Source organism: Sphingomonas donggukensis, assembly GCF_023674425.1.
Classification (GTDB): domain Bacteria; phylum Pseudomonadota; class Alphaproteobacteria; order Sphingomonadales; family Sphingomonadaceae; genus Sphingomonas; species Sphingomonas donggukensis.
This window is the reverse complement of record NZ_CP098401.1, coordinates 49,759-70,893: the sequence shown is the minus strand read 5'-3', so window position 1 is coordinate 70,893 and position 21,135 is coordinate 49,759. Positions and strand designations below refer to the sequence as shown.

At 69.3% G+C, this 21,135-nt stretch carries 17 protein-coding genes; 12 read left to right on the top strand and 5 right to left on the bottom strand.

All coding sequences use genetic code 11. The features are described 5' to 3' along the window. Positions 1–10: 10 nt before the first annotated feature. From hemC to M9980_RS00295, 7 genes are all read left to right on the top strand, one after another. Positions 11–919: a hydroxymethylbilane synthase gene (hemC, locus tag M9980_RS00325; RefSeq protein WP_250752223.1), complete on the top strand. Its 909-nt coding sequence runs from the start codon at positions 11–13 to the stop codon at positions 917–919. After that, a complete protein-coding gene (locus M9980_RS00320; RefSeq protein WP_250752221.1) occupies positions 916–1,539 on the top strand; it encodes a uroporphyrinogen-III synthase in 624 nt (207 codons plus the stop codon). Before hemC ends, M9980_RS00320 begins: the two co-directional genes overlap by 4 nt. 31 nt (positions 1,540–1,570) lie before the next feature. Then, a complete protein-coding gene (locus tag M9980_RS00315; protein ID WP_250752219.1) occupies positions 1,571–2,527 on the top strand; it encodes a hypothetical protein in 957 nt (318 codons plus the stop codon). 10 nt (positions 2,528–2,537) lie between these two features. Further along, positions 2,538–3,722, top strand: a complete 1,185-nt coding sequence (locus M9980_RS00310; RefSeq protein WP_250752217.1) for an acyl-CoA dehydrogenase — start codon at positions 2,538–2,540, stop codon at positions 3,720–3,722. Between the two features lie 98 nt (positions 3,723–3,820). Then, positions 3,821–4,357 (top strand): GNAT family N-acetyltransferase, encoded by a 537-nt coding sequence (locus M9980_RS00305; protein WP_250752216.1) that lies wholly within the window; start codon positions 3,821–3,823, stop codon positions 4,355–4,357. Then, a complete protein-coding gene (locus tag M9980_RS00300) occupies positions 4,354–5,460 on the top strand; it encodes a CaiB/BaiF CoA transferase family protein (RefSeq protein WP_250752213.1) in 1,107 nt (368 codons plus the stop codon). The genes M9980_RS00305 and M9980_RS00300 overlap by 4 nt, the downstream gene beginning before the upstream one ends. Positions 5,461–5,618: 158 nt before the next feature. Next, positions 5,619–7,625, top strand: a complete 2,007-nt coding sequence (locus M9980_RS00295) for an OPT family oligopeptide transporter (protein ID WP_250752211.1) — start codon at positions 5,619–5,621, stop codon at positions 7,623–7,625. A 3-nt stretch (positions 7,626–7,628) separates the two neighbouring features. Here M9980_RS00295 and M9980_RS00290 read toward each other — a convergent pair whose 3' ends face one another. The 3 genes from M9980_RS00290 to queF all read right to left on the bottom strand — a co-directional run bounded on the left by M9980_RS00290 (position 7,629) and on the right by queF (position 11,802). Continuing rightward, entirely contained in the window at positions 7,629–8,912 is a 1,284-nt protein-coding gene (locus M9980_RS00290) for a glycoside hydrolase family 130 protein (protein ID WP_250752208.1), read from the bottom strand. 45 nt (positions 8,913–8,957) lie between these two features. Beyond that, positions 8,958–11,243 carry a glycosyltransferase family 4 protein gene (locus M9980_RS00285; RefSeq protein WP_250752205.1) on the bottom strand — a complete coding sequence of 762 codons (2,286 nt, stop codon included), beginning with the start codon at positions 11,241–11,243 and terminating at the stop codon, positions 8,958–8,960. A 112-nt stretch (positions 11,244–11,355) separates the two neighbouring features. Next, positions 11,356–11,802 carry a preQ(1) synthase gene (queF, locus tag M9980_RS00280; protein ID WP_250752203.1) on the bottom strand — a complete coding sequence of 149 codons (447 nt, stop codon included), beginning with the start codon at positions 11,800–11,802 and terminating at the stop codon, positions 11,356–11,358. 66 nt (positions 11,803–11,868) lie between these two features. Here queF and M9980_RS00275 point away from each other — a divergent pair, with 66 nt between their 5' ends. From M9980_RS00275 to M9980_RS00255, 5 genes are read left to right on the top strand one after another with little or no spacing between them, the layout of a single operon-like run. Beyond that, positions 11,869–13,368 (top strand): S10 family peptidase, encoded by a 1,500-nt coding sequence (locus M9980_RS00275; RefSeq protein ID WP_250752201.1) that lies wholly within the window; start codon positions 11,869–11,871, stop codon positions 13,366–13,368. Beyond that, entirely contained in the window at positions 13,368–14,171 is an 804-nt protein-coding gene (locus M9980_RS00270; protein ID WP_250752199.1) for a sulfurtransferase, read from the top strand. The genes M9980_RS00275 and M9980_RS00270 overlap by 1 nt, the downstream gene beginning before the upstream one ends. Then, complete coding sequence (metC, locus tag M9980_RS00265) at positions 14,168–15,346, top strand: cystathionine beta-lyase (protein ID WP_250752198.1); 1,179 nt, start codon at positions 14,168–14,170, stop codon at positions 15,344–15,346. The genes M9980_RS00270 and metC overlap by 4 nt, the downstream gene beginning before the upstream one ends. Beyond that, positions 15,343–16,638: a mechanosensitive ion channel family protein gene (locus M9980_RS00260; RefSeq protein ID WP_250752196.1), complete on the top strand. Its 1,296-nt coding sequence runs from the start codon at positions 15,343–15,345 to the stop codon at positions 16,636–16,638. Before metC ends, M9980_RS00260 begins: the two co-directional genes overlap by 4 nt. A 26-nt stretch (positions 16,639–16,664) precedes the next feature. Next, positions 16,665–17,828, top strand: a complete 1,164-nt coding sequence (locus M9980_RS00255; protein WP_250752193.1) for a GNAT family N-acetyltransferase — start codon at positions 16,665–16,667, stop codon at positions 17,826–17,828. Here the strand turns inward: M9980_RS00255 and M9980_RS00250 are convergent. Together M9980_RS00250 and M9980_RS00245 are read right to left on the bottom strand one after the other, a co-directional pair. Next, a complete protein-coding gene (locus M9980_RS00250) occupies positions 17,788–19,431 on the bottom strand; it encodes a hypothetical protein (protein ID WP_250752191.1) in 1,644 nt (547 codons plus the stop codon). The two genes, M9980_RS00255 and M9980_RS00250, sit on opposite strands and share 41 nt — an antisense overlap. Before the next feature lie 10 nt (positions 19,432–19,441). Beyond that, a complete protein-coding gene (locus M9980_RS00245) occupies positions 19,442–21,106 on the bottom strand; it encodes a hypothetical protein (protein WP_250752189.1) in 1,665 nt (554 codons plus the stop codon). Between the last annotated feature and the right edge of the window lie 29 nt (positions 21,107–21,135).

The window sequence follows — 21,135 nt, the reverse complement described above, 5'->3', positions numbered from 1 at the left end:
GGGGCGCGCGATGCAGACCCTCCGTCTCGGCACGCGCGGCTCGCCGCTGGCGCTCACCCAGGCCGGCCTTGTGCGCGACGCGCTCGTCGCGGCGCACCCCGGCCTGTCGGTCGAGATCGTCGTCATCCGCACCACCGGGGACCGCGTTCAGGATCGCCCGCTCGCCGAGATCGGCGGCAAGGCGCTGTGGACCAAGGAGCTCGACCGCGCGCTGCTGGCCGGCGAGATCGACTGCGCGGTCCATTCGATGAAGGATGTCGAGACGGTCCGCCCCGCCGAAATCGCCATTGTGGCGATGCTGCCCCGCGCCGACGTCCGCGACCGGCTGGTCGGGGCGGTGTCGATCGAGGCGCTGCCGCCCGGTGCCCGCATCGGCACCAGCTCCCCACGTCGCGCCGCGCAGGTCCGCTCGCTCCGCCCCGACCTGTCGCCCGTCCTGTTCCGCGGCAATGTCGACACACGGCTCGCGCGGCTGGCGGCCGGGGAAGCGGAGGCCACGCTGCTTGCCGCCGCGGGGCTCGAGCGGCTCGGCCGTGACGATGTCGGCGTCGCGATCCCGACGACCGTCATGCTCCCCGCCCCGGCGCAGGGCGCAGTCGGCATCGAATGTCGCGCCGCCGATGAGGATGCGACGCGACTTCTCGCGGCGATCGACGATCCGCAGACGCATGCCTGCGTCCGCGCCGAACGCGCGCTGCTCGCCGCGCTGGTCGCCGACTGCCACTCGCCGGTCGCCGCCCTCGCCCGGATCGAAGGCGGCGTGCTGACCATCGACGCGACGCTGTACGCAGAGGACGGCAGCGAAAGCGTGTCCGCGCAACAGGCCGGCGCCCCCGAAGACGTGGGCGTATCGCAGGCACTCGCCGCCAAGCTGCTCGAACTGGCGCCGCCCGCGATCCGCCAGCTGTTCGCCGGGTGACGCGCGTCGGCGTCCTCCGGCCCGAACCCGGCAACGCCGCCACCGCCGCGCGGCTGATCGCCGCCGGCCTCACGCCCGTCCGCCTCCCGCTATTCGAAGTCCGCGCGTGCGACTGGACACCGCCTGACCCCGCGCAGTTCGACGCTTTGCTCGTCACCAGCGCCAACGCCATCCGCCACGGCGGCGCCGGCCTCGCCGCGCTCCACTCACTGCCGGTGCGCGCCGTCGGCGAAGCCACCGCGACCGCCGCCCGCGCCGCCGGCTTCCGCGTCGAATCGGTCGGCACCGGCGGCGTCGCCGACGTGCCGCGTCACGGTCGCCTGCTCCACCTCGCCGGGCGCGAGCACCACGCGCTGCCGGGCGTCGAAACGGTCGTCGTCTACGCCAGCGATCCGCTGACGCCCGATCTCGCCCCGCTCGCCGGCGCGATCGCCCTCGTCCACTCCCCCCGCGCCGCCGCCCGCCTAGCCGCGCTCGTCACCGCGCGCGCGACCATCACCCTCGCCGCGATCAGCCCCGCCGCCGCCGCCGCCGCCGGCACCGGGTGGCGCCACGTCGCCGTCGCCGCGCGCCCGAGCGACGCTGCACTCGTCGCGCTTGCCGCCGTGCTCCATGATTGACGCGCCGGGCGCGCGCGCGGATAACGCGGGGATGACAGGCGACACCCCGCCCCCCGCGTCCGATTTCCCGGCCAGCGCCCCCGCCGCTCAGGCGCCGACGCGCATTTCGTGGGTGGCGATCGTCGTCGCCTTCCTGCTCGGCATCGCGACCGTCGCCGCGCTGCTGCCCGTCGTGCAGAAATGGCGCGACCGCCAGGCGACGCCCGCCGCCCAGCCGACGCCCGCGCCCGCCGCGGTGGTCGCGCAGCCGACGATCACCGCCGCCGCGCCGCAGACATTGGACGCGCTCGCCATCCGCGCCGCCGCGCTCGACGCACAGCTCCGCGGGGTCGAGGGGCGGATGGCCGCGACCGACGCCGCATCGCGCACCGCCGCCGGCTATGCGACCCGCGCGGAGGGGCTGATGATCGCCTTCGCCGCCCGCCGCGCGCTCGATCGCGGCCTCGCGCTCGGCTATGTCGAGGGTCAGTTGCGCAGCCGCTTCGACGCCGACGAGCCGCAGGCCGTCGCCACCGTCATCGCCGCCGCCCATGCCCCGGTAACGCGCGAGGATCTGCGCCTCGCGCTCGACACCATCGCGCCGACGCTCAGCGGCAGCAGCCTGCGCGACGGATTCTTCCGCTCGGTCGGGCGTGAGCTGTCGAACCTCGTCGTGCTGCGCCGCGAATCGACGCCGTCGCCCCGCCCCGCCGATCGGCTGGAACGCGCCCGCCGCCTGATCGACGCCGGCAATGTCGAGGCTGCGCTGGCCGAGGTCGCGCGGATGCCCGGCGCGACGTCGGCGACCAGCTGGATCGAGGCGGCGAAACGCTACAACGCCGCCCGCCGCGCGCTCAATACCATAGAACTTGCCGCGATCAGCGGACGCACCACCCCCGTCGCGCCGACCGCGGGACCGATCATGGCAGCCCCGCCGACCGTCGGCCCGATCATGGACGCAGGCCCCGCGCCCGCGCAGAACCCCGCCGGCCAGCTGCCCGGCAATTGAAGGACTGACAATGGCACAGATGGGCCGGTTCGACTGGCAGGATCCGTTCGCGCTCGACGCGCAGCTGACCGACGAGGAGCGGATGGTCCGCGACGCCGCCCGCGATTACGCGCAGGGCGAGCTGCTCCCGCGCGTCACCCGCGCCTATCTCGACGAGCATTTCGACCGCGAGATCATGAGCGAGATGGGCGCGCTTGGCCTGCTCGGCGCGACCATCCCCGAGGAATACGGCGGCGCCGGCCTCGGCTACGTCGCTTACGGGCTGGTGGCGCGCGAAGTGGAGGCTGTCGACTCCGGCTACCGCAGCGCGATGAGCGTGCAGTCCAGCCTCGTGATGTACCCGATCCACGCTTACGGCTCGGAGGAGCAGAAGCGCAAATACCTCCCCGGCCTCGCCTCGGGCGAACTCGTCGGCTGCTTCGGCCTGACCGAACCCGATGCCGGCTCCGACCCCGGCGGCATGCGCACCCGCGCCGAAAAGACCGCCGACGGCTATCGCATTACCGGCTCCAAGATGTGGATCACCAATTCGCCGATCGCCGACGTCTTCGTCGTGTGGGCGAAATCGGACGCCCACGGCGGCGGGATCAAGGGCTTCGTGCTCGAAAAGGGCATGGCCGGGCTTTCGGCGCCGAAGATCGAGGGCAAGCTCTCGCTGCGCGCCTCGATCACCGGCGAAATCGTGATGGACGGGGTCGAGGTCGGCGAGGACGCACTGCTGCCCGAGACGCAAGGGCTCAAAGGCCCGTTCGGCTGCCTGAACCGCGCGCGCTACGGCATCGCCTGGGGCACGATGGGTGCGGCGGAGGCGTGCATGAACGCCGCTCGCCAATACACGCTCGACCGCCAGCAATTCGGCGTGCCGCTCGCGTCCAAGCAGCTCGTCCAGCTGAAGCTCGCCAACATGGAAACCGAAATCGCATTGGGCCTCCAGGCGGCGCTCCGCTGCGGGCGCATGTTCGACGAAGGCACGCTGGCGCCCGAGGCGATCAGCATCATCAAGCGCAACAATTGCGGCAAGGCCCTCGATATCGCCCGCGTCGCGCGCGACATGCACGGCGGCAACGGCATCTCCGCCGACTTCCACGTCCTGCGCCACGCGATCAACCTGGAAACGGTCAACACCTACGAAGGCACGCACGACGTCCACGGCCTGATCCTAGGCCGCGCGATCACGGGCATCGCGGCGTTCTGAGCGGCTTATCCCCACCCTCCGTTCGCTTCGAGCGCAGTCGAGAAGCCTTTTCCCGACACATGTTTCTCGACTTCGCTCGAAACGAACGGATTTAAGGAATGACCCCACACGACCGCCAACCGACCCTCACCGGCCCCACTGTCGTCCTTCGTCCCACCACCCCCGACGACTGGCCCGCGCTCTACGCCGTCGCCAGCGACCCGCTGATCTGGGAGGTCCACCCCGCCCATGACCGCTGGCGCGAGGACGTCTTCCGCGCCTATTTCGACGCCGGCCTCGCGAGCGGCGGCGCGCTCACGATCCTCGACCGCGCGACCGGCGCGGTGATCGGGTCCAGCCGCTACGATCACTGGAAGCCTGACGCCGACGAGATCGAGATCGGCTGGACCTACCTCGCCCGCAGCCATTGGGGCGGCGCCTACAATGCCGAGATCAAGGCGCTGATGCTCGCCCACATCCACGCTCATGTCGAAACCGTCGTCTTCACGGTCGGCGAGAGCAACCACCGCTCGCGCCGCGCGATGGAGAAGATCGGCGGACGCCTGCGCCCCGGCACCGAACTGCGGCTGATGGCCGGCGAGCAGAAGCCTCACGTCATCTACGAGATCCGCCGCCCCGGAAAGCAACCGGCGTGAAGCCGCTCGCCGGCATCCGCGTCGTCGAGCTTGCCCGCATCCTCGCCGGCCCGTGGTGCGGCCAGTTGCTCGCCGATCTCGGCGCAGAGGTGACGAAGGTCGAACGCCCCGGCGCCGGCGACGACACGCGCAGCTGGGGCCCGCCGTTCCTCCACGACGCGGGCGGCACGAACCGCGACGCCGCCTATTTCCACTCGACCAACCGCGGCAAGACCAGCGTCGCTATCGACATTGCCACGCCAGAGGGCCAGGCCGCCGTTCGCGCACTGGTCGCCGACGCCGACGTCGTGATCGAGAATTACAAGGTCGGCGGCCTCGCCCGCTACGGCCTCGACCACGCGCGCCTCGCCGCGATCAACCCGCGGCTCGTCACCTGCTCGATCACCGGCTTCGGCCAGACCGGCCCCTATGCCCACCGCGCCGGTTACGACTTCATCATTCAGGGCATGGGCGGCGCGATGTCTCTGACCGGGGAGCCGGACGGGCACCCCCAGAAATCCGGCATCGCCTACGCCGACGTCTTCACCGGCGTCTATGCCGCGGTCGCGATCCTGGCCGCGCTGCGCCGCCGCGACGCGACCGGCGCCGGCGCGCATATCGACATGGCGTTGCTCGACACCCAGGTCGCGGTGATCGCCAATCAGGCGCTCAACTGGATGGCGAGCGGCGTGGTGCCGCACCGCATGGGCAACGGCCACGCCAACCTCGCGCCCTATCAGGCGTTCGCCTGTGCGGACGGGGAGTTGATCGTCGCTGTCGGCAACGACGGCCAGTTCGCCAAGCTGTGCGACGTGCTCGCTTTGCCGCTCGCCACCGACCCACGGTTCGCCACCAATCCGGGCCGTGTCGCCAATCGCGACGCGCTGATCCCGCCACTCGCCCGCGCGATCCTCGACTGGCCCAAGGCGAAGCTTGCCGCCGCACTGGAGGTGGTGGGCGTCCCCGCCGGCCCGATCAACAGTGTGGACGAGGTGTTCGCCGATCCCCAGGTCATGGCCCGCGGCATGGCGGTGATGCTCGACGGCCTGCCCGGCGTCGCCAGCCCGATCGTGATCGATGGGGAGCGCATGGTCGCCGACCGCGCCAGTCCGGTACGCCCCTGATTCTTCCACCCCTGTCCTACACGCGAAGCATCGGTTAGGCTCGCGCCCATGACGGCTTCCTCGCTCGCGTTCGCACGCCCCGCACCCTCCCCGCGCCTTGAGACCCCCAATCGGGCGTCAACTTTGTCAACATTCGCGAGTGTGCAGGCGGTCCGGGCATGAGCACCGCCCCCGCCCCCCACCTGCGCGAACTGACGCTGCGCGGCATCGTCCTCGGCGCGATCATCACCGTGCTGTTCACCGCCGCGAACGTGTATCTGGGGCTGAAGGTCGGGCTGACCTTCGCCACCTCGATCCCCGCCGCGGTCATCTCGATGGCGATCCTGCGGCTGTTCAAGACCGGCACGATCCTGGAAAACAACATCGTCCAGACGATCGCGAGCGCCGCGGGCACGCTGGCGGCGATCATCTTCGTGTTGCCGGGGCTGGTGCTGGTCGGCTGGTGGACCGGTTTCCCTTATTGGATCACCGCGGCGGTCTGCGCGGTCGGCGGCATCCTGGGCGTCATGTTCTCGGTGCCCTTGCGCCGCGCGCTCGTGACCGGGTCGGACCTCCCCTATCCCGAAGGCGTCGCCGCCGCCGAAGTGCTGAAGGTGGGCGCGGAATCGCGAGAGGGCGGTGAAGAAAACATGCGCGGCCTGCGCGTGATCCTGATCGGCAGCCTCGTCTCGGCGGGCTTCGCGCTGCTCACCCAGCTCCGCCTCGTCGCGGCGGAGGCGGCGAAGAACTTCAAGATCGGTACCGGCGCCGCTTCGGGCGTCTCGACCAGTTTCTCGATGGCGCTGATCGGCGTCGGTCACCTTGTCGGCCTGACCGTCGGCGTCGCGATGGCGATCGGCATGGTGATCGCGTGGGGGGTGCTGATGCCGATCCTCACCAGCTATCAGCCGACGCTCGACCCGGTCGATACCGTGGTCGGCACCGTCTTCCGTTCCGAAGTGCGCTTCATCGGCGCCGGCACGATCGGCGTCGCGGCGATCTGGACGCTCCTGAAAATCCTCGGGCCGATCATCGGCGGCATCCGCTCGGCGATGGTCGCGGCGCGCGCGCGTCAGGGCGGCGCGGTGCTCGAACTCACCGAACGCGACCTGCCGATCGGCATCGTCGGCGGCACCGTCCTCTTCTCGCTGATCCCGATCGCCTGGCTGCTCTGGGACTTCGCCGGCGGCGGGCCCGTCGCCGAGCATCCGTGGCTCGTGATCGGCGGAACGCTCGCCTATGTCCTCGTCATCGGCGTCGTCATAGCCGCGGTCTGCGGCTACATGGCCGGGCTGATCGGTGCGTCCAATTCGCCCGTCTCGGGGGTCGGCATCCTCGCCGTCATCGGCGCATCTCTGCTGCTGGCGATGGTCTTCGGCCACGGCGGCGATCCGGCGCGGGTCGATGCGCTCGTCGCCTATGCGCTGTTCACCACCGCCATCGTCTTCTCGATCGCGACCATTTCCAACGACAACCTCCAGGATCTGAAGACCGGCCAGCTGGTCGGGGCGACGCCGTGGAAGCAGCAGTTCGCGCTGATCCTGGGCGTCATCTTCGGCAGCCTCATCATCCCGCCCGTCCTCGACCTGCTGAACGTCGCCTTCGGTTTCCAGGGCGCGCCGAACGCCGGGCCGAACGCGCTCGCCGCCCCACAGGCGTCGCTGATTTCGGCGCTGGCAAAGGGCGTGCTTGGCGGCGACATCGACTGGGGGCTGATCGGGATCGGCGCTGGCATCGGTGTCGCGGTGGTCGTCATCGACGAACTGCTCGGCAAATCGACCCGCCACCGCCTGCCCCCGCTCGCGGTCGGCATGGGCATCTACCTGCCGATGGCGCTCACCCTGCTCATCCCGGTCGGTGCGCTGATCGGCCATTGGTACGAGAAACAGGCCGCGAAGAGCCGCAATCCCGAATTCGTCAGCCGCATGGGCGTGCTGGCCGCGACCGGGCTGATCGTCGGGGAAAGCCTGTTCGGCGTCACCTTCGCCGGCATCGTCGCCGCCACCGGCAGCGACGCCCCGCTGGCGATCGCGGAACTGGGCGAGGGGCTGACGATCCCGCTGGCGATCGTCGCCTTCGCGGGTGGTGTCGCACTGCTCTACCGTACGACGTTGCGCTCAGGGCAGCAGGCAGCGGCGGTATCGAGTCCGGAGACACCGGCGGAGGATGTGGCGACGTATCGGTAAGCGTCACATCAATTTGAGCAGTTTTTCGATCTCGACAAAAGCAAACCCAATCGAACTGTCCGCAATCCCGTAGGGAATAAACAACCGCTCGCCATGCTTCACCGCGCCGCACGTATAGACGACGTTCGGCACATAGCCCTCGCGATCCTGGTCGGCGGCGGCCAGGATCGGCTCCTTGGTCCGTCCGATCACCTTGGTCGGATCGTCCTTGTCGAGCAGCGCGGCGCCGATCGAATATTTCCGCATCGCGCCCACGCCGTGGGTCAGCAATATCCAGCCCGCGTCGGTCTCGATCGGCGGGCCGCAATTGCCCATCTGGACCAGTTCCCACGGGTATTCGGGCTGCAACAGCAACTGCCCCTCGTCCCAGTGATCGATCCGGTCGCTGGCGATGACGAAGATATTCTCGCCGTCCTGCCGCCCGATCATCATGTACTTGCCGCCGATCTTGCGGGGAAACAGCGCCATGCCCTTGTTCCGGCTCGCGCTGCCCGACATCGGCACCAGGTCGAACGCGCGGAAGTCCCTGGTCCGCATCAGTTCGGACTGGATCGCCGACCCGTTATAGGCCGTGTAGGTGCCGATCCACTCCTTCTCGCCGTCGTCGTGCGTGAACTGGACCAGACGCAGGTCCTCCAGCCCCTTCGACTGCTGCGCCGTGATCGGGAAGATGACCGTGCCCGACAGCGTCGAATCGCGGTGGCGATAGACGGTCACCGGCCCCTCGGGCATCTCGGTCTCGTCGCCGACCGCGTCCGCCGCGGTCGCGAACGGCGGCTCGGGCGCCAGCTTCAATTCGTTGCGATCGGTGATGATACCCTCGCGGAAGGCGACCGAGCTAATGTGCCCCTCCCCCACCGCGCGCATCGACATCAGGATGCGCTGCGAGCCCCGCGGCATGCCCGACTGGTCGAAATGCGGCACGACGCTGGGGTTCATCAGCGCGGCGGCAGCATAGCTGTATTCGTGGCAGAAATACGCGCCGATCAGCTGCCGCTTTTCATCCCCGATGTCGCGCCCGTCGAGGCCGAGCATCGCCTCGATCTCGTCATAGCGGGTCATGAACACGCGCCGCGTCTGCCAGTGGCGCGCCTCGAAATCCTTCAGCACCGCCTCCAGCTGGACGTGCGCCTCTCCCGGATTCATCTCCAGCACTTCGCGGACCAGCCGCTCGGTCCGGCTGGGGGCACCACCGTTGGCGCCGGCCCAGGCGATGTGGAACGGGCGCACCACGACGCGGGACGGATCGGCATGCAGCCGCAGCGCGTGGACGTGAAGATCGAGCATGCGTTCCCCCCGGAACGTGGGTTGTCGGGCATGCGCCCGAAGGGATCAGGCGGCTACGTCCGCCCGCCCTGCCACGGTTTCCGCCCGTTTTGAAAGGGCCGAAATCGCACAGGACGCCAGCTGAAGCGCCAGAATCGACTCGGCGCCCTGATTGCGATTGAGCCCGGTCGGCTGCAATCCGTCGAAACAGCCGCCATCAGCAATCGTCGCCAGCGGCAGGTCGAGGTCGTTGGCGCCCAGATACCAGCGGTACGCACGATCCGCCTCCGTCAGCCAGCGTCGGTCGCCGGTCGCGTCGAACGCCGCCGCACATGCATCGATCTGCGCCTGCGCCTCCAGCGGCTGCTGGTCGAAGGGCAACGGCGCCGCATATTCCCGACCGAAGCTGTCCGACCCGATCGCGCGAAACCGCCCATCGGGTGCAGACTGCTGCGCCGAAATCCATTCGAGTGTCTCGACGCCGACCTGAACAAAATCGGGGCGGTCGAGCGCCATGCCGGCGCGGATCAGCGCCTCGGGCAGGCGCGCATTGTCATAGGCCAGCACGATCTCGAACCAGCTCCACTCGGGCCGGCGCGCGGCGGCCAGTAGCGTCACGAGCTCGTCGCCGAACCGCGACAGGATCTGGCGCGACAGGCTGTGCTGGGGATGCGCCTCCAGCATCGCGGCGGCGCCCAGCATTGCAAAGGCATGCGCACGCGGGCTGCCGAGTTCGAACGACAGGCTCGCGGTTTCGTCGAACAGCCGCCCCGCCCAGTCGCGGTGCTTGTGGATGCGGGCATCGCGGGCTGTGACGCCCAGCGCCCAGAGCGCGCGTCCGTTCGAATCCTCCGACCCCACGTCCTCGCACCATGTCCGGTCGAAGTTCATGAAGTTGCGGAACCGCCTTTTGTCCGGATTCCATGCGTGCTGGACGAACGCGCCGTACACCGTCGTCCATTTGTCGCGCAGGTCGGCGTCGAGCGGATCGACCTGCGTCATCAGCAGCAGCGCGCGGGCGTTGTCGTCGATGCAATAGCCGTGGCGGCGATCGGGCACCGAGAAGATCGAATGCTGGAGCATGCCGGTCGAATCGCTCATCCGCTCGACCGCGGTGATGTCTGGCACCAGCGGCGACAGCGCTGTGGCGGGCGACGGAAGGCGGCGCGGACGCTCGGCGAGCGCCGCGCTCATAACCTCACCGGTGCGTTCGGCATAGCGCGACCAGATCATCGTGCGGCCACGGGCATAGGCGCGTGCCGCCAGGCGCTGGCGATTGCGATCGCTCGACAGCAGCGCATCGATCTCGCGCGCGAACGCCGCCGCATCGCCGAAGTCGACCAGCACGCCGTGCCCGTCGGCCAGTATTTCGGTGGCATGGACGTAGGGCGTGGATACCACCGGCTTGCCGACGCCGACCGCGTAGCTGAGCGTCCCGCTCGTGATCTGCCACGGGTTCGAATAGGGCGTCGCGTAGATGTCCGCCGCCTGGAGATAGTCGAGCAGGTCGTCATGTTCGACGAAGGCGTCGATGAAGCACACCGCGTCGCCGACGCCCAGTTCCTCGGCCTGCGCCTTCAGCCGGTCGCGATACGCCTCGCCCTCATGCGCGACGAGATTGGGATGGGTTGCGCCGAGCACGACATACAGCGCGGTCGGATGCTTCGCGACAACCGCGGGCATCGCCGCGATCATCGTTTCGATCCCCTTGTTCGGAGCGAGCAGCCCGAACGTCAGCACGACTTTGCGCCCCACCCAGCCGAACGCGCCCTTCAACGTGTCGGGGTCGATCAGCGGGCGGTCGGGCACGCCGTGCGGGATGACGGCGATCGTGCGCGGGTTGGCACCATAAACGCGCGTCAGGATCTCGCGGCCCAATTCGGCCATGACGATCACCCGTGATGCCCGACGCAGGATCGCCTCGAGCACCCGGCGCTCATCGGCGCTCGGCTTTTCCAGAATGGTGTGCAGCGTGACGACGATCGGCATCGACACCCGGTCCATCAGCGCCAGAATATGATCGCCGGCCGCGCCGCCGAAAATGCCGTATTCATGCTGGATCCACAGCACCTGCGCACCACTCGCCTCGATCGCGCGGGCGGCGTCGAGATAGGCGCCGCGATCGTTCTGTGGGATCGCCGCGGTGACGGCTTCCGGATAATCGTAGCGACCGGGATGGTCGTCCATCGCATAAACATCGACCCGGATGCCGGAAAGCCGATCGACCAAGGCGTTGCGCGTGTCGGTGGTATAGGTCGCAATCCCGCATTTGCGCGGCAGATAATTACCGATCAATGCGACATGCTCGATCCCGGTCGAACGAGCGGGCGTGGCGGTCTGCGACTGCTCCATGACGTTCCTTCGCGATGCAACATAGATCAAGCCACGAGGCGGCTTACTCTTTGACAACGCCAGATGAACAACATGGTTGCGGTCGTGCTGCGCCGCAACATGATATTTGCGGTCAGCCGCGACCGCGGTAGGATGGAACGCCCTGTTCGGGAATCCAGACGTCGGCGGGCGGCACGCCGGTCTGCCAGAACACGTCGATCGGGATGCCGCCGCGCGGGTACCAATAGCCGCCGATGCGCAACCAGACCGGCGCCATCTCGTCCGCCAGCCGCTGGCCGATGCCGACCGTGCAATCCTCGTGGAAGGCGGCGTGATTGCGGAATGCGCCGAGGAACAGCTTCAGCGATTTGGACTCGACGATGCTGTCGCCGGGCACATAGTCGATGACGAGATGCGCGAAATCGGGCTGGCCGGTGACCGGGCACAGCGACGTGAACTCGGGCACCGCGAACCGCACCAGATAGCGGGTGCCAGCGCGGGGATTGGTGACATAATCGAGCACCGCCGCCTCGGGCGATGCCGGCAGGCTGCTCGCCTGGCCAAGATGGATCGGGGTCATGCCCCGCCACATAGGCGCGTCGTTCCCGGATTGCACGTGTCGGCACGCCCGCTAGGGTGCGTCGCCATGCGCCACGCCTTGCTGCTACTCGCCCTCATCGCCGCCCCCGCCATTGCGCAGGACCCGCCACCCGCGCCCAAGGTCGCGGCCAAAGCGGACGATATTCCGCCGCCCAACGTCTCGGTCACCCGCCACACCGGCGTGTTCGGTGGCCAACGCGTCGCCTACACCGCGACCGCGGGCGAGACGTATCTGAAGGCCGACGACGGCACGCCGCGCGCGGCAATCTTCTCGGTCGCCTATGTGAAGGATGGTCGCGATCCCAATCGCCCGGTCACCTTCCTGTTCAACGGCGGTCCCGGATCGGGTTCGGTCTGGCTGCACATGGGCGCGTTCGGGCCGAAGCGCGTGGCGATCCCCAGCGACGCGCGCGACGACGGCGCGCCGCCCTATCCGATCGTCGCCAACCCCGACAGTTTGCTCGACGTTACCGATCTGGTGTTCATCGACCCCGTCGGCACCGGGTTCAGCCATGTGCTGGGCAAGACAGACGCCAAGGACTTCTACGGCGTCACCCAGGATGCGAAGTCGGTCGCGCAGTTCATCCGACTCTGGCTGAACGAGAACGGCCGCTGGAACGCGCCGAAATATCTGGGCGGCGAAAGCTATGGCACCACCCGGTCCGCCGCGGTGCTCAACCAGCTGGAGGGCACGTACAACGACGTCTCGCTGAACGGCGTCATCCTGATTTCCACCGTCCTCGATTTCGCCGCCGGCGCCGACACGCCCGGCAACGAGATGACGTACATCCTCAACCTGCCGTCGATGGCGGCGACCGCGGCGTTTCACGGCAAGGGCGGCTTCGCGGGCCAGCCCGCCGCCAGCGTCGTTGCGCAGGCACGGACCTGGGCGACCGGCCCCTATGCCGCCGCGCTGCTGAAGGGCAACGCGCTGCCCGCCACCGAGCGCACGGCCATCCGCCGCGACCTGTCGCGCTACACCGGCATATCGGAAGGCTATCTGGAGCAGGCCGACCTGCGCGTCACGCCGGGGCGCTTCTACAAGGAGCTGCTGCGCGACCGCGGGCTGACGGTTGGGCGCCTCGACAGCCGCTATACGGGCAAGGATTTCGATGCAGCCGGCGAGACGCCTGACAACGACCCCAGCTTCTATGGCATCGACGGCGGCTATACGGCCGCGATCAACGCCTATGCCCGCGGCGACCTGAACTATCGCACTGACCGCAGCTATGTGACGATCGGCAGCCTGGGCGGTAGCTGGGACTGGCGGCTGGGCGGCGGGCGCGACAACGACGTGTACATGAACGTCGCGCCCTATATCGGGAAGGCGCTGCGCGAGAACGCGGGCCTGCGCATCTTCGTCGGGCAGGGCTGGTATGATTTCGCCACCCCGTTCTTCGCCGCCGAATATGCCCTGTCGCGCACCGGCTACGACCCGGCGCGCATCCAGTTCGAATATTACGACGCGGGCCACATGATGTACGTCCGCGACCAGGATCGCGCCAAGCTGACCCGCGACATCCGCGCTTTCATCCGGGGGCGGTGATGGGACCGCTCGTCACCCCAGATCAGCTGGCCGCAGCCCAGAACGTCCGCATCCTCGATGCGACGTGGTTCCTGCCCGAACATGGCCGCGACGCCCGCGCCGAACACGCGGCGGCACATATCCCCGGCACGCTGTTCCTCGACCTGCCGAGCCTGAACGGCGCCGACGGCAACCTCGCCGACCCCGCTGCCTTCGCCGCACGGATGGGGGCACTCGGCGTGCGCGAGAGCGACGCGATCGTCCTCTACGACAATTCGCCGCTTCACACGTCGGCGCGGGCATGGTGGGCCCTGCGCACGATGGGCGCGCGCAACATCGCGATCCTCGATGGCGGCCTGACGGCATGGACTGCCGCCGGTCACCCGACCGAAACGGGCGTTTCGACACCCACCCCGACGGTATTCACCGCGAAGCGCGACACCGCCGCCTCGCGAAACCTCGCCCAGATGCGCCGCGCCACCGAACAGGTCGTCGACGCCCGCGGTCCAGGCCGCTTTACCGGTACCGAGCCCGAGCCACGTGCCGGCGTCGCCTCCGGCCACATCCCCGGCGCGATCAACCTGCCCTACGCCCGCATGTTCGCCGCCGACGGCACGTGGAAATCGCCGAGCGACCTCGCCGCCGCCTTTGCCGACGCCGGGGTCGATATCGACCGCCCGATCGTCACTACCTGCGGATCGGGCGTCACCGCCGCCAACCTCGTCTTCGCGCTCGACCTGCTCGACCGCGATGCGCCACTCTACGACGGCAGCTGGACCGAGTGGGGCAGCGATCCCACGACGCCGAAGGAATTGGGGGCATGAGCGGCGACGGCACCAGGGTCGTCCGCGCCGGCCGCCGCCCCGAATGGACGCAGGGGATCGTCAACCCGCCGGTCTGGCGCGCCTCGACCATCCTCTATGATTCTGTCGCCGATCTGCGCGCGAGCGGCGGGCGCGACACCCACCACCGCCTGTTTTACGGACGCCGCGGCACCCCAACCCAGTGGAGCCTCGCCGACGCGCTCACTGAGCTGGAACCGGGGGCCGAGGCGACCTTCCTCTATCCGTCCGGCGTCGCCGCCATCGCCGCCGCGCTGCTGAGCGTCCTGTCGCCGGGCGACGAACTGCTGCTGGTCGACAGCGCCTACGACCCGACCCGCAATTTGGCGAACGGGCTGCTCAAACGCATGGGCATCGCCACCCGCTTCTACGACCCGATGATCGGCGCCGGCATCGCCGACCTGATCGGGCCCGCCACCAAGGCGGTCTTCCTCGAAAGCCCCGGCAGCCTGACCTTCGAAGTGCAGGACATTCCCGCCATCGTCGCCGCGGCAAAGGCGCGCGGCGTCGTCACCCTGCTCGACAACACCTGGGCGACCCCCTTGCGCCTGCCGGCGATGGCGCTCGGCATCGACCTGTCGATCCTGGCCTGTACGAAGTATATCTCGGGTCATTCGGACGTGATGCTGGGGTCGGTCACCGCCACCAAAGCGACATGGCCGGCGCTCCGCGACACCAGCTTCCAGCTTGGCCAGACGGTCGGCGCAGACGATGCCTGGCTCGGATCGCGCGGCCTTCGGACGATGGCGCTCAGGCTCGATCACCACGCGCGCAGCGCGCTCGCCGTCGCCGAATGGCTCCAGACCCGAGATGAAGTCGCTCGCGTCCTCCACCCAGCCCTGCCCGACTGCCCCGGCAGCGCTATCTTCCACCGCGACTTCACCGGCGGCGCCGGGCTGTTCGCATTCGAACTGGCCGGCGGCGGCGAGGCGGAGCGTGCGGCGTTCATCGATGCGCTCGACCTGTTCGGCATCGGCTACAGCTGGGGCGGCTTCGAGAGCCTCGCAATTCCCGTCGACCCCGCCCGCCACCGCACTGCCGTGCCGTGGGAGGGCAAGGGCCCGCTCGTCCGCCTGAACATCGGGCTTGAGGACAGCGCCGACCTGATCGCCGACCTCGAGCGCGGTTTCGCGGCCTGGCGCGCCGCGCGCGGATGACGCCGGTCGAGGCTTGGCTCGCCGATATCGGGCTGCTGACGCGCGGGCGCTATGACCTGATCGAGGCCGCGGTCGCGTTCGGTTTCGTGATGCTTTCGCTGCTCGCGGGGCATATCGCCGGGCGCTGGCTCGGCCCGCCGCTCGCCGAGACGTGGCGCACCCGCATCGGTGAGCATGCCGAGGGGTTTCATGGCCGCGTCGCCACCGTCGTCCGCCATGCGACCGCCGCGCTGCTGCTCGCCATCCTCGCCCGCGCCTGGCCGTGGCCACCGCTCGCCGCGCTCGGCATCGGCATCGCCCTCGGCGCGGCGGCGGCGGCGCTCGTCGTCCAGCTGCTGCGCGGCGTTCACCTCGCCCGGTGGATCGCCTGGACCGTCGCCGCGCTCGTCTTCGTCGCGCTGCTCAGCCAGTCGGTCGGCGGGCTCCAGCCGATCACCGACACGCTCGACGCGATCGGCTTCAACGTCGGACGCCGCCGCGTGTCGCTCCTCGCCGGGCTCACCCTGCTGCTGACCATCGTCGTGCTGCTGGCGGTGGTGCGCATCGCCAATCGCGCGGTAGGCCATGCGCTCGCGCAGACCCGCGGGCTCGACGCGACCCAGCGGCTGCTGGCGCAGAAGCTCGCCGGCATCGCGCTGCTGATCGCCGCCTTCTTCTTCGGCATCGACGCGCTCGGCATCGACCTGACGACCTTTGCGGTGTTCGGCGGCGCCTTCGGGCTGGCCATCGGCTTCGGCCTGCAGAAGACCGTCGGCAATTTGATCGCCGGCATCATCCTGCTCATGGATCGCTCGATCAAGCCGGGCGACGTCATCGCGGTCGGCGATTCGTTCGGCTGGGTGAACAAGATTGGCGTCCGCGCGGTCAGCGTCATCACGCGCGAGGGCAAGGAACATCTGATCCCGAACGAGATCCTGATGACGCAGGAGGTCGAGAATTGGTCCTTCTCCGACCGCAACGTGCGCGTCGGCATCCCCGTGAAGATCGCCTATGACAGCGACGTCGCGCTGGCCGAACGCCTGATGATGCGCGCCGCCACCGAAAGCTCGCGCGTGCTCGACACGCCGGCCCCTGCCGTCTGGATGACCAGCTTCGGCGACTATGCGCTGGAGTATGAGGTCCGGGTGTGGATCAGCGACCCCGAAGGCGGCATCGGCAGCGTCAAGGCCGACGTGCTGAAGCGCCTGTGGACGCTGTTCGGCGACCACGGCATCCGCATCCCGGTGCCGCAGCGCGACGTGCGGCTGGTCGAGGTCGCGAAGCCCGGCGGACAAGCGCAAGGTTCCGCTTGAGCGGGCGAGCCCCTAGATAGGCGCGCGTGAGCTCATCCCCCGTCACCGCCCGCATTGCCCCCGGCGTCACCGCCGTCCCCGCTGACCAGTGGGACGCCTGCGCAGGCACCGCCAATCCGTTCGTCAGCCACGCTTTCCTGTCCGCGCTGGAGGCATCGGGCTCGGCGACGGCGGAGGCGGGGTGGCAGCCGGTGCCGATCATCGTCGATGGCGCCGATGGCACCCCTGCGGGAATCGCACCGGCCTATGCCAAGAGCCACAGCCAGGGCGAATATGTCTTCGACCACGGCTGGGCCGACGCCTGGGAGCGCGCCGGAGGCCGCTATTATCCGAAGCTGCTCGTCGCCTCTCCCTTTTCGCCGGTGCCCGGCCCGCGCCTGCTGCTGCGTGATCCTGCCGCGGCGCCTGCTCTGATCGCTGCGATCGAGGCGGTCGCGGACCAGCACGAGCTGTCCTCCGCCCACGCCAACTTCGTCGCGCCCGATCAGGTACCGCTGTTCGAAGCCGCGGGATGGCTGATCCGCGAGGGCACGCAATTCCACTGGTCAAATGCCGGCTATGCCACGTTCGACGATTTTCTGACCGCGCTCGCCAGCCGCAAGCGCAAGGCGATCCGCAAGGAACGCGCTGCCGCCGTCGCGGGCCTGACGATCCGCCACCTGACCGGCGCCGACATTACCGAAGCGCATTGGGACGCGTTCTGGACCTTCTACCAGGACACCGGCAGCCGCAAATGGGGGCGGCCCTACCTCACCCGCGACTTCTTCTCGCGGCTCGGCGCGACGATGGGCGACGCCTGCCTGCTGATCCTCGCCGAACGCGACGGTCGCCCGATCGCGGGGGCGCTCAACCTGATCGGCGAAGACACGCTCTACGGCCGCTATTGGGGGTGCAGCGAGGACGTGCCCTACCTGCATTTCGAGCTGTGCTATTACCAGGCGATCGACGCCGCCATCGCGCGCGGGCTGACGACGGTCGAGGCGGGCGCGCAGGGCGAGCACAAGCTGGCGCGCGGCTATGTGCCGGTGCCGACCTGGTCGGCGCACTACATCCCCGACCCCGGCTTCCGCCGCGCCATCGCCGACTTCCTGGTGCGCGAGCGCCGCGCGGTCGAGCAGGAGCAGGAATTCCTCGGCGAGCTCGCGCCGTTCAGGAAGCGCGACGGCGGGCCGCCCACCTCTGCAGCATGATCTCGCGGAAGGGGCCCAGATCCTCGGGCAGCAGCTTGGCCGCGGGCTGGTCGTGGTCGATGCGGAACAGCGCGCTGGTTCCCGACCGCCACACCGGTACCAGCCCATGCTCCAGCCGCCGGTCGTATTTGGGCGGCGCGATCAGCCACACGTAATCGAACGCATGCCGCGGGAAGGTCGCCAGCGACAGCGCGACCGGGCGCCACCATTCGCGCGGGCATTGCTGGCTGGTGACGATCTGCGACGGGTCATGCGCAAAACGGGCGGCGGCGCGGTATTTGACCGTCAGCATCTGCGCGCCGGGCATCGACCATTGATCGTTGGTATAGGCCAGCCGCCGGACCAGCGCCATGCCGGGCAGGTGCTGCAGCCGCGTCATGGTCCATTCGTTATAGCAGGTCTCACCCACGAAGCTCACCAGCTTCGCGCCGACCGGCAGGTGATCGAGCGCGGCGAGCTCGCGGTCGTAGGCCTTGTCATACTGCCAGAAGCTGATCGTCGTGCCCGCGGTGCGCACCAGGAAGAACGCGAGCCCGGCGAGCGCCAGCGTCGCGGCGCCGCGCATCGACAGCCCGGCGCGCGGGCGGATCGCGATCACTGCGATCCCCATCATGAACGGCGCCAGGCGCATGTCGGCATAGGCCGATCCGAACACGATCCGCGGCAACAGGATGAACACGATCAGCAGGAACACCGCCGACAGCCCGAGGTGCCGGGAATATTGGATGTTCGGATCGCGGAATCCCTTGAACAGGATCAGGTAGAGGACCGCGACCGAGGCGATGTCGAACGCCATCCAGCGATCGCGCAGCACCATCGTCAGCCAGTTGACCTTGGCGCGCCAGTTGAACCAGTCGCCGGTCTGGCCGCTGACGTGCCCGCTGCGCCACGCCACCATCAGCAGCGCCGGCGGGGCGAGCGGCAGGCAGTGGAGCGCGGCCTTGAACCACGGCACCACCCACGCGCCCAGCACGTCGCTGCGGTCGCGGCGCAGGTCGTGCTGGCGGATCAGCTCGGCGGAGAAGGCGAGCACGCCCAGCGTCCCCCAGCCGAAGGTATGGCACACCCAGATGATCGCGCCGATCGGCACGAACACCACCGCGCGCAACCGCAGATGCCCGGTCCGCGCCAGCCGCAGCCACAGCGCGAACGCATTGAGCGCCAGCGCCATCGACAGCGCGAAATTCACGAACCCGAACTGGAAGGGATAGCTGTAGGCGAGCGGCAGCGCGAACAGCGCGGTCGCCGGAATGCGGCCATGCACCTCGCGCGCGATCCACAGGAACCCGACCGCGATCAGCGGCGGGATGGTCAGCACGATCAGCTTGATCGTCAGCTCCAGCCCGAAGACCGGGGCGAGCGGCACGACCAGCAGGTCGATGCCGAGGTTGCCGATCAGCTGCCACTGGAAATGATACCAGTCGGCAAACCACGGGACGGTCCCGTGATCGAGCTGCACGCGGTAGCGCGCCATGTGCCCGGGCAGGTCGACCAGCGGCGCGACATCGGGGATCAGCAGCGGGATCGCGGTGACGATCGCGACCAGCAGCACGAAACTGCGAGTCTGCCACCAGCGCAGCGAAAGGTCCGGTCCCCCGTTCATCCGCCCGCGTCTATCGCGCGCGGGCGGGGTCCGACAAGCGGCGATCGACGCGGTAGATCGCCGGCACCGCGCCGGGTCGGGTGAGCGGCGTCAGCCACCCCGGCACCGTACCCGCGCCGATCGATCCCGAAGGCGCCCGCACCGTTCCGAAATCGCCCGGACAACGCACCACGTAATCGACCCGCCAGCGCGTGGCGATCGCGTGCGCGGCGGCGGGCGGCCCCAGGAAAAACCGGTACATCGCGGCGTTGCCGGCATTGTTGCGGTGATAGGGCGCGGCGATCGCCGTGTGCGGCGTGCCCGCGACCAGATAGGCGCCGGCGTCGATCCCTGCCATCATCCGCCCCGGCGGCAGCGCGCCGAGCGTCGCAAGCGCGGATGGCGAGCTGCACGACGGCGCGTCCGCACCTTTTCGCGCCGGTGCCGTGGCCGCGGCGATGAGCGGCCACGTCAGCCCCGCGCCAGCGACCCACAGACCAAGCACGTTGAGCAATCGTCCCCGCGCGCGCTGCTCGGCGATCAGCGCCGCGATCGGTATCACCGCCAACACGGTTCCCAGATAGACGCCGCGCAGCTGGCTGAGCGTTAGCACGGCGCCGGCCAGTTGATACGCGACAAGCACCAGCCACCCGCCCCGCGCGCGCCACGCCATGACGCTACCCGCAACAAGGCCAGCCGTCGCCAGTGCCGCGAACGCCAACGCATTGGCGAACGACACCGCGAACAGCGGCTGCGCTTCCGACACGTTCGCCAGCCACAGCCGCGCGACCAGCGGATCGACCGCGCCATATGGACCCGACAGACATGGCTGCACAGCCGGCCAGCCGATTACCGCCAGCGCCACCCCCGCCGCCCCCAGCCACACCAATCGATGCCGCTCGACGCGCGCAAGTGCCGCCAGTGCCAGCGCCGCGGCGATCGCGGTCGGCAGCAGCGGTGCGACCGTGTCGCACACCCCGCCCCGCGCCGCGATCGGCCACAGCAGCAGCAGTCCGCCGGCCAGCGCCAGCCCGAACCCTGCCTGCCGCGCGCCCGCCCCGTGCCACCAGCCCAACAGCACGATCGCGCCCGTCACAACCGCGAATGGCAGCGTCTCCAAACCGATCGCGGCGCCCAGTGCGACCAGCGCGCCCGCCACCGCACCGCTCCGCCAGTCGGGGGGCGCAAGCAGCGCGCGGATCTGGCCGAGCACCAGCAGGATCTGGAGCGCGTGGTGGTCGATGCGTCCGGGCAGGAACAGGGCGGAGGTCGGATAGGCGAGCGCCGCCAGCACGATCGCGGTACCCGCGGCGCGCGGCGCCACGACCCGCGTGATGCTCGCGACGATCGCGAGAAGGGCGACGAACTGTGCGAGCGGCCAAGCGACGACCGCGACAATTTCGGCCGCGTGCTGACCCATCATCGGCCTGAGCGTCAGGATGATCGCCGCAGGCACCACGTCGCCGATCCGCGACCAGTGCATCGCCAGCCCGTCCGCCAGCCGGTGCTGCGACACATCGGCAAAGCCCTGCCCGGCGATCCAGTCGCGCACCTGCGCCAGCCGCATCGCATCGTCGGTGTCGGGCAGACGCAGCGCGGACAGGTTGCCCCAGTCGGCGACGCACCATGCCGCCGTCAGCAGGCAGGCAAGTGCCAGCGCGGCCAGGTACTGCAATCGAAACGCGCTGCGATCCATCGCGCCGGTCTAGGGCGCGATGGTTAACG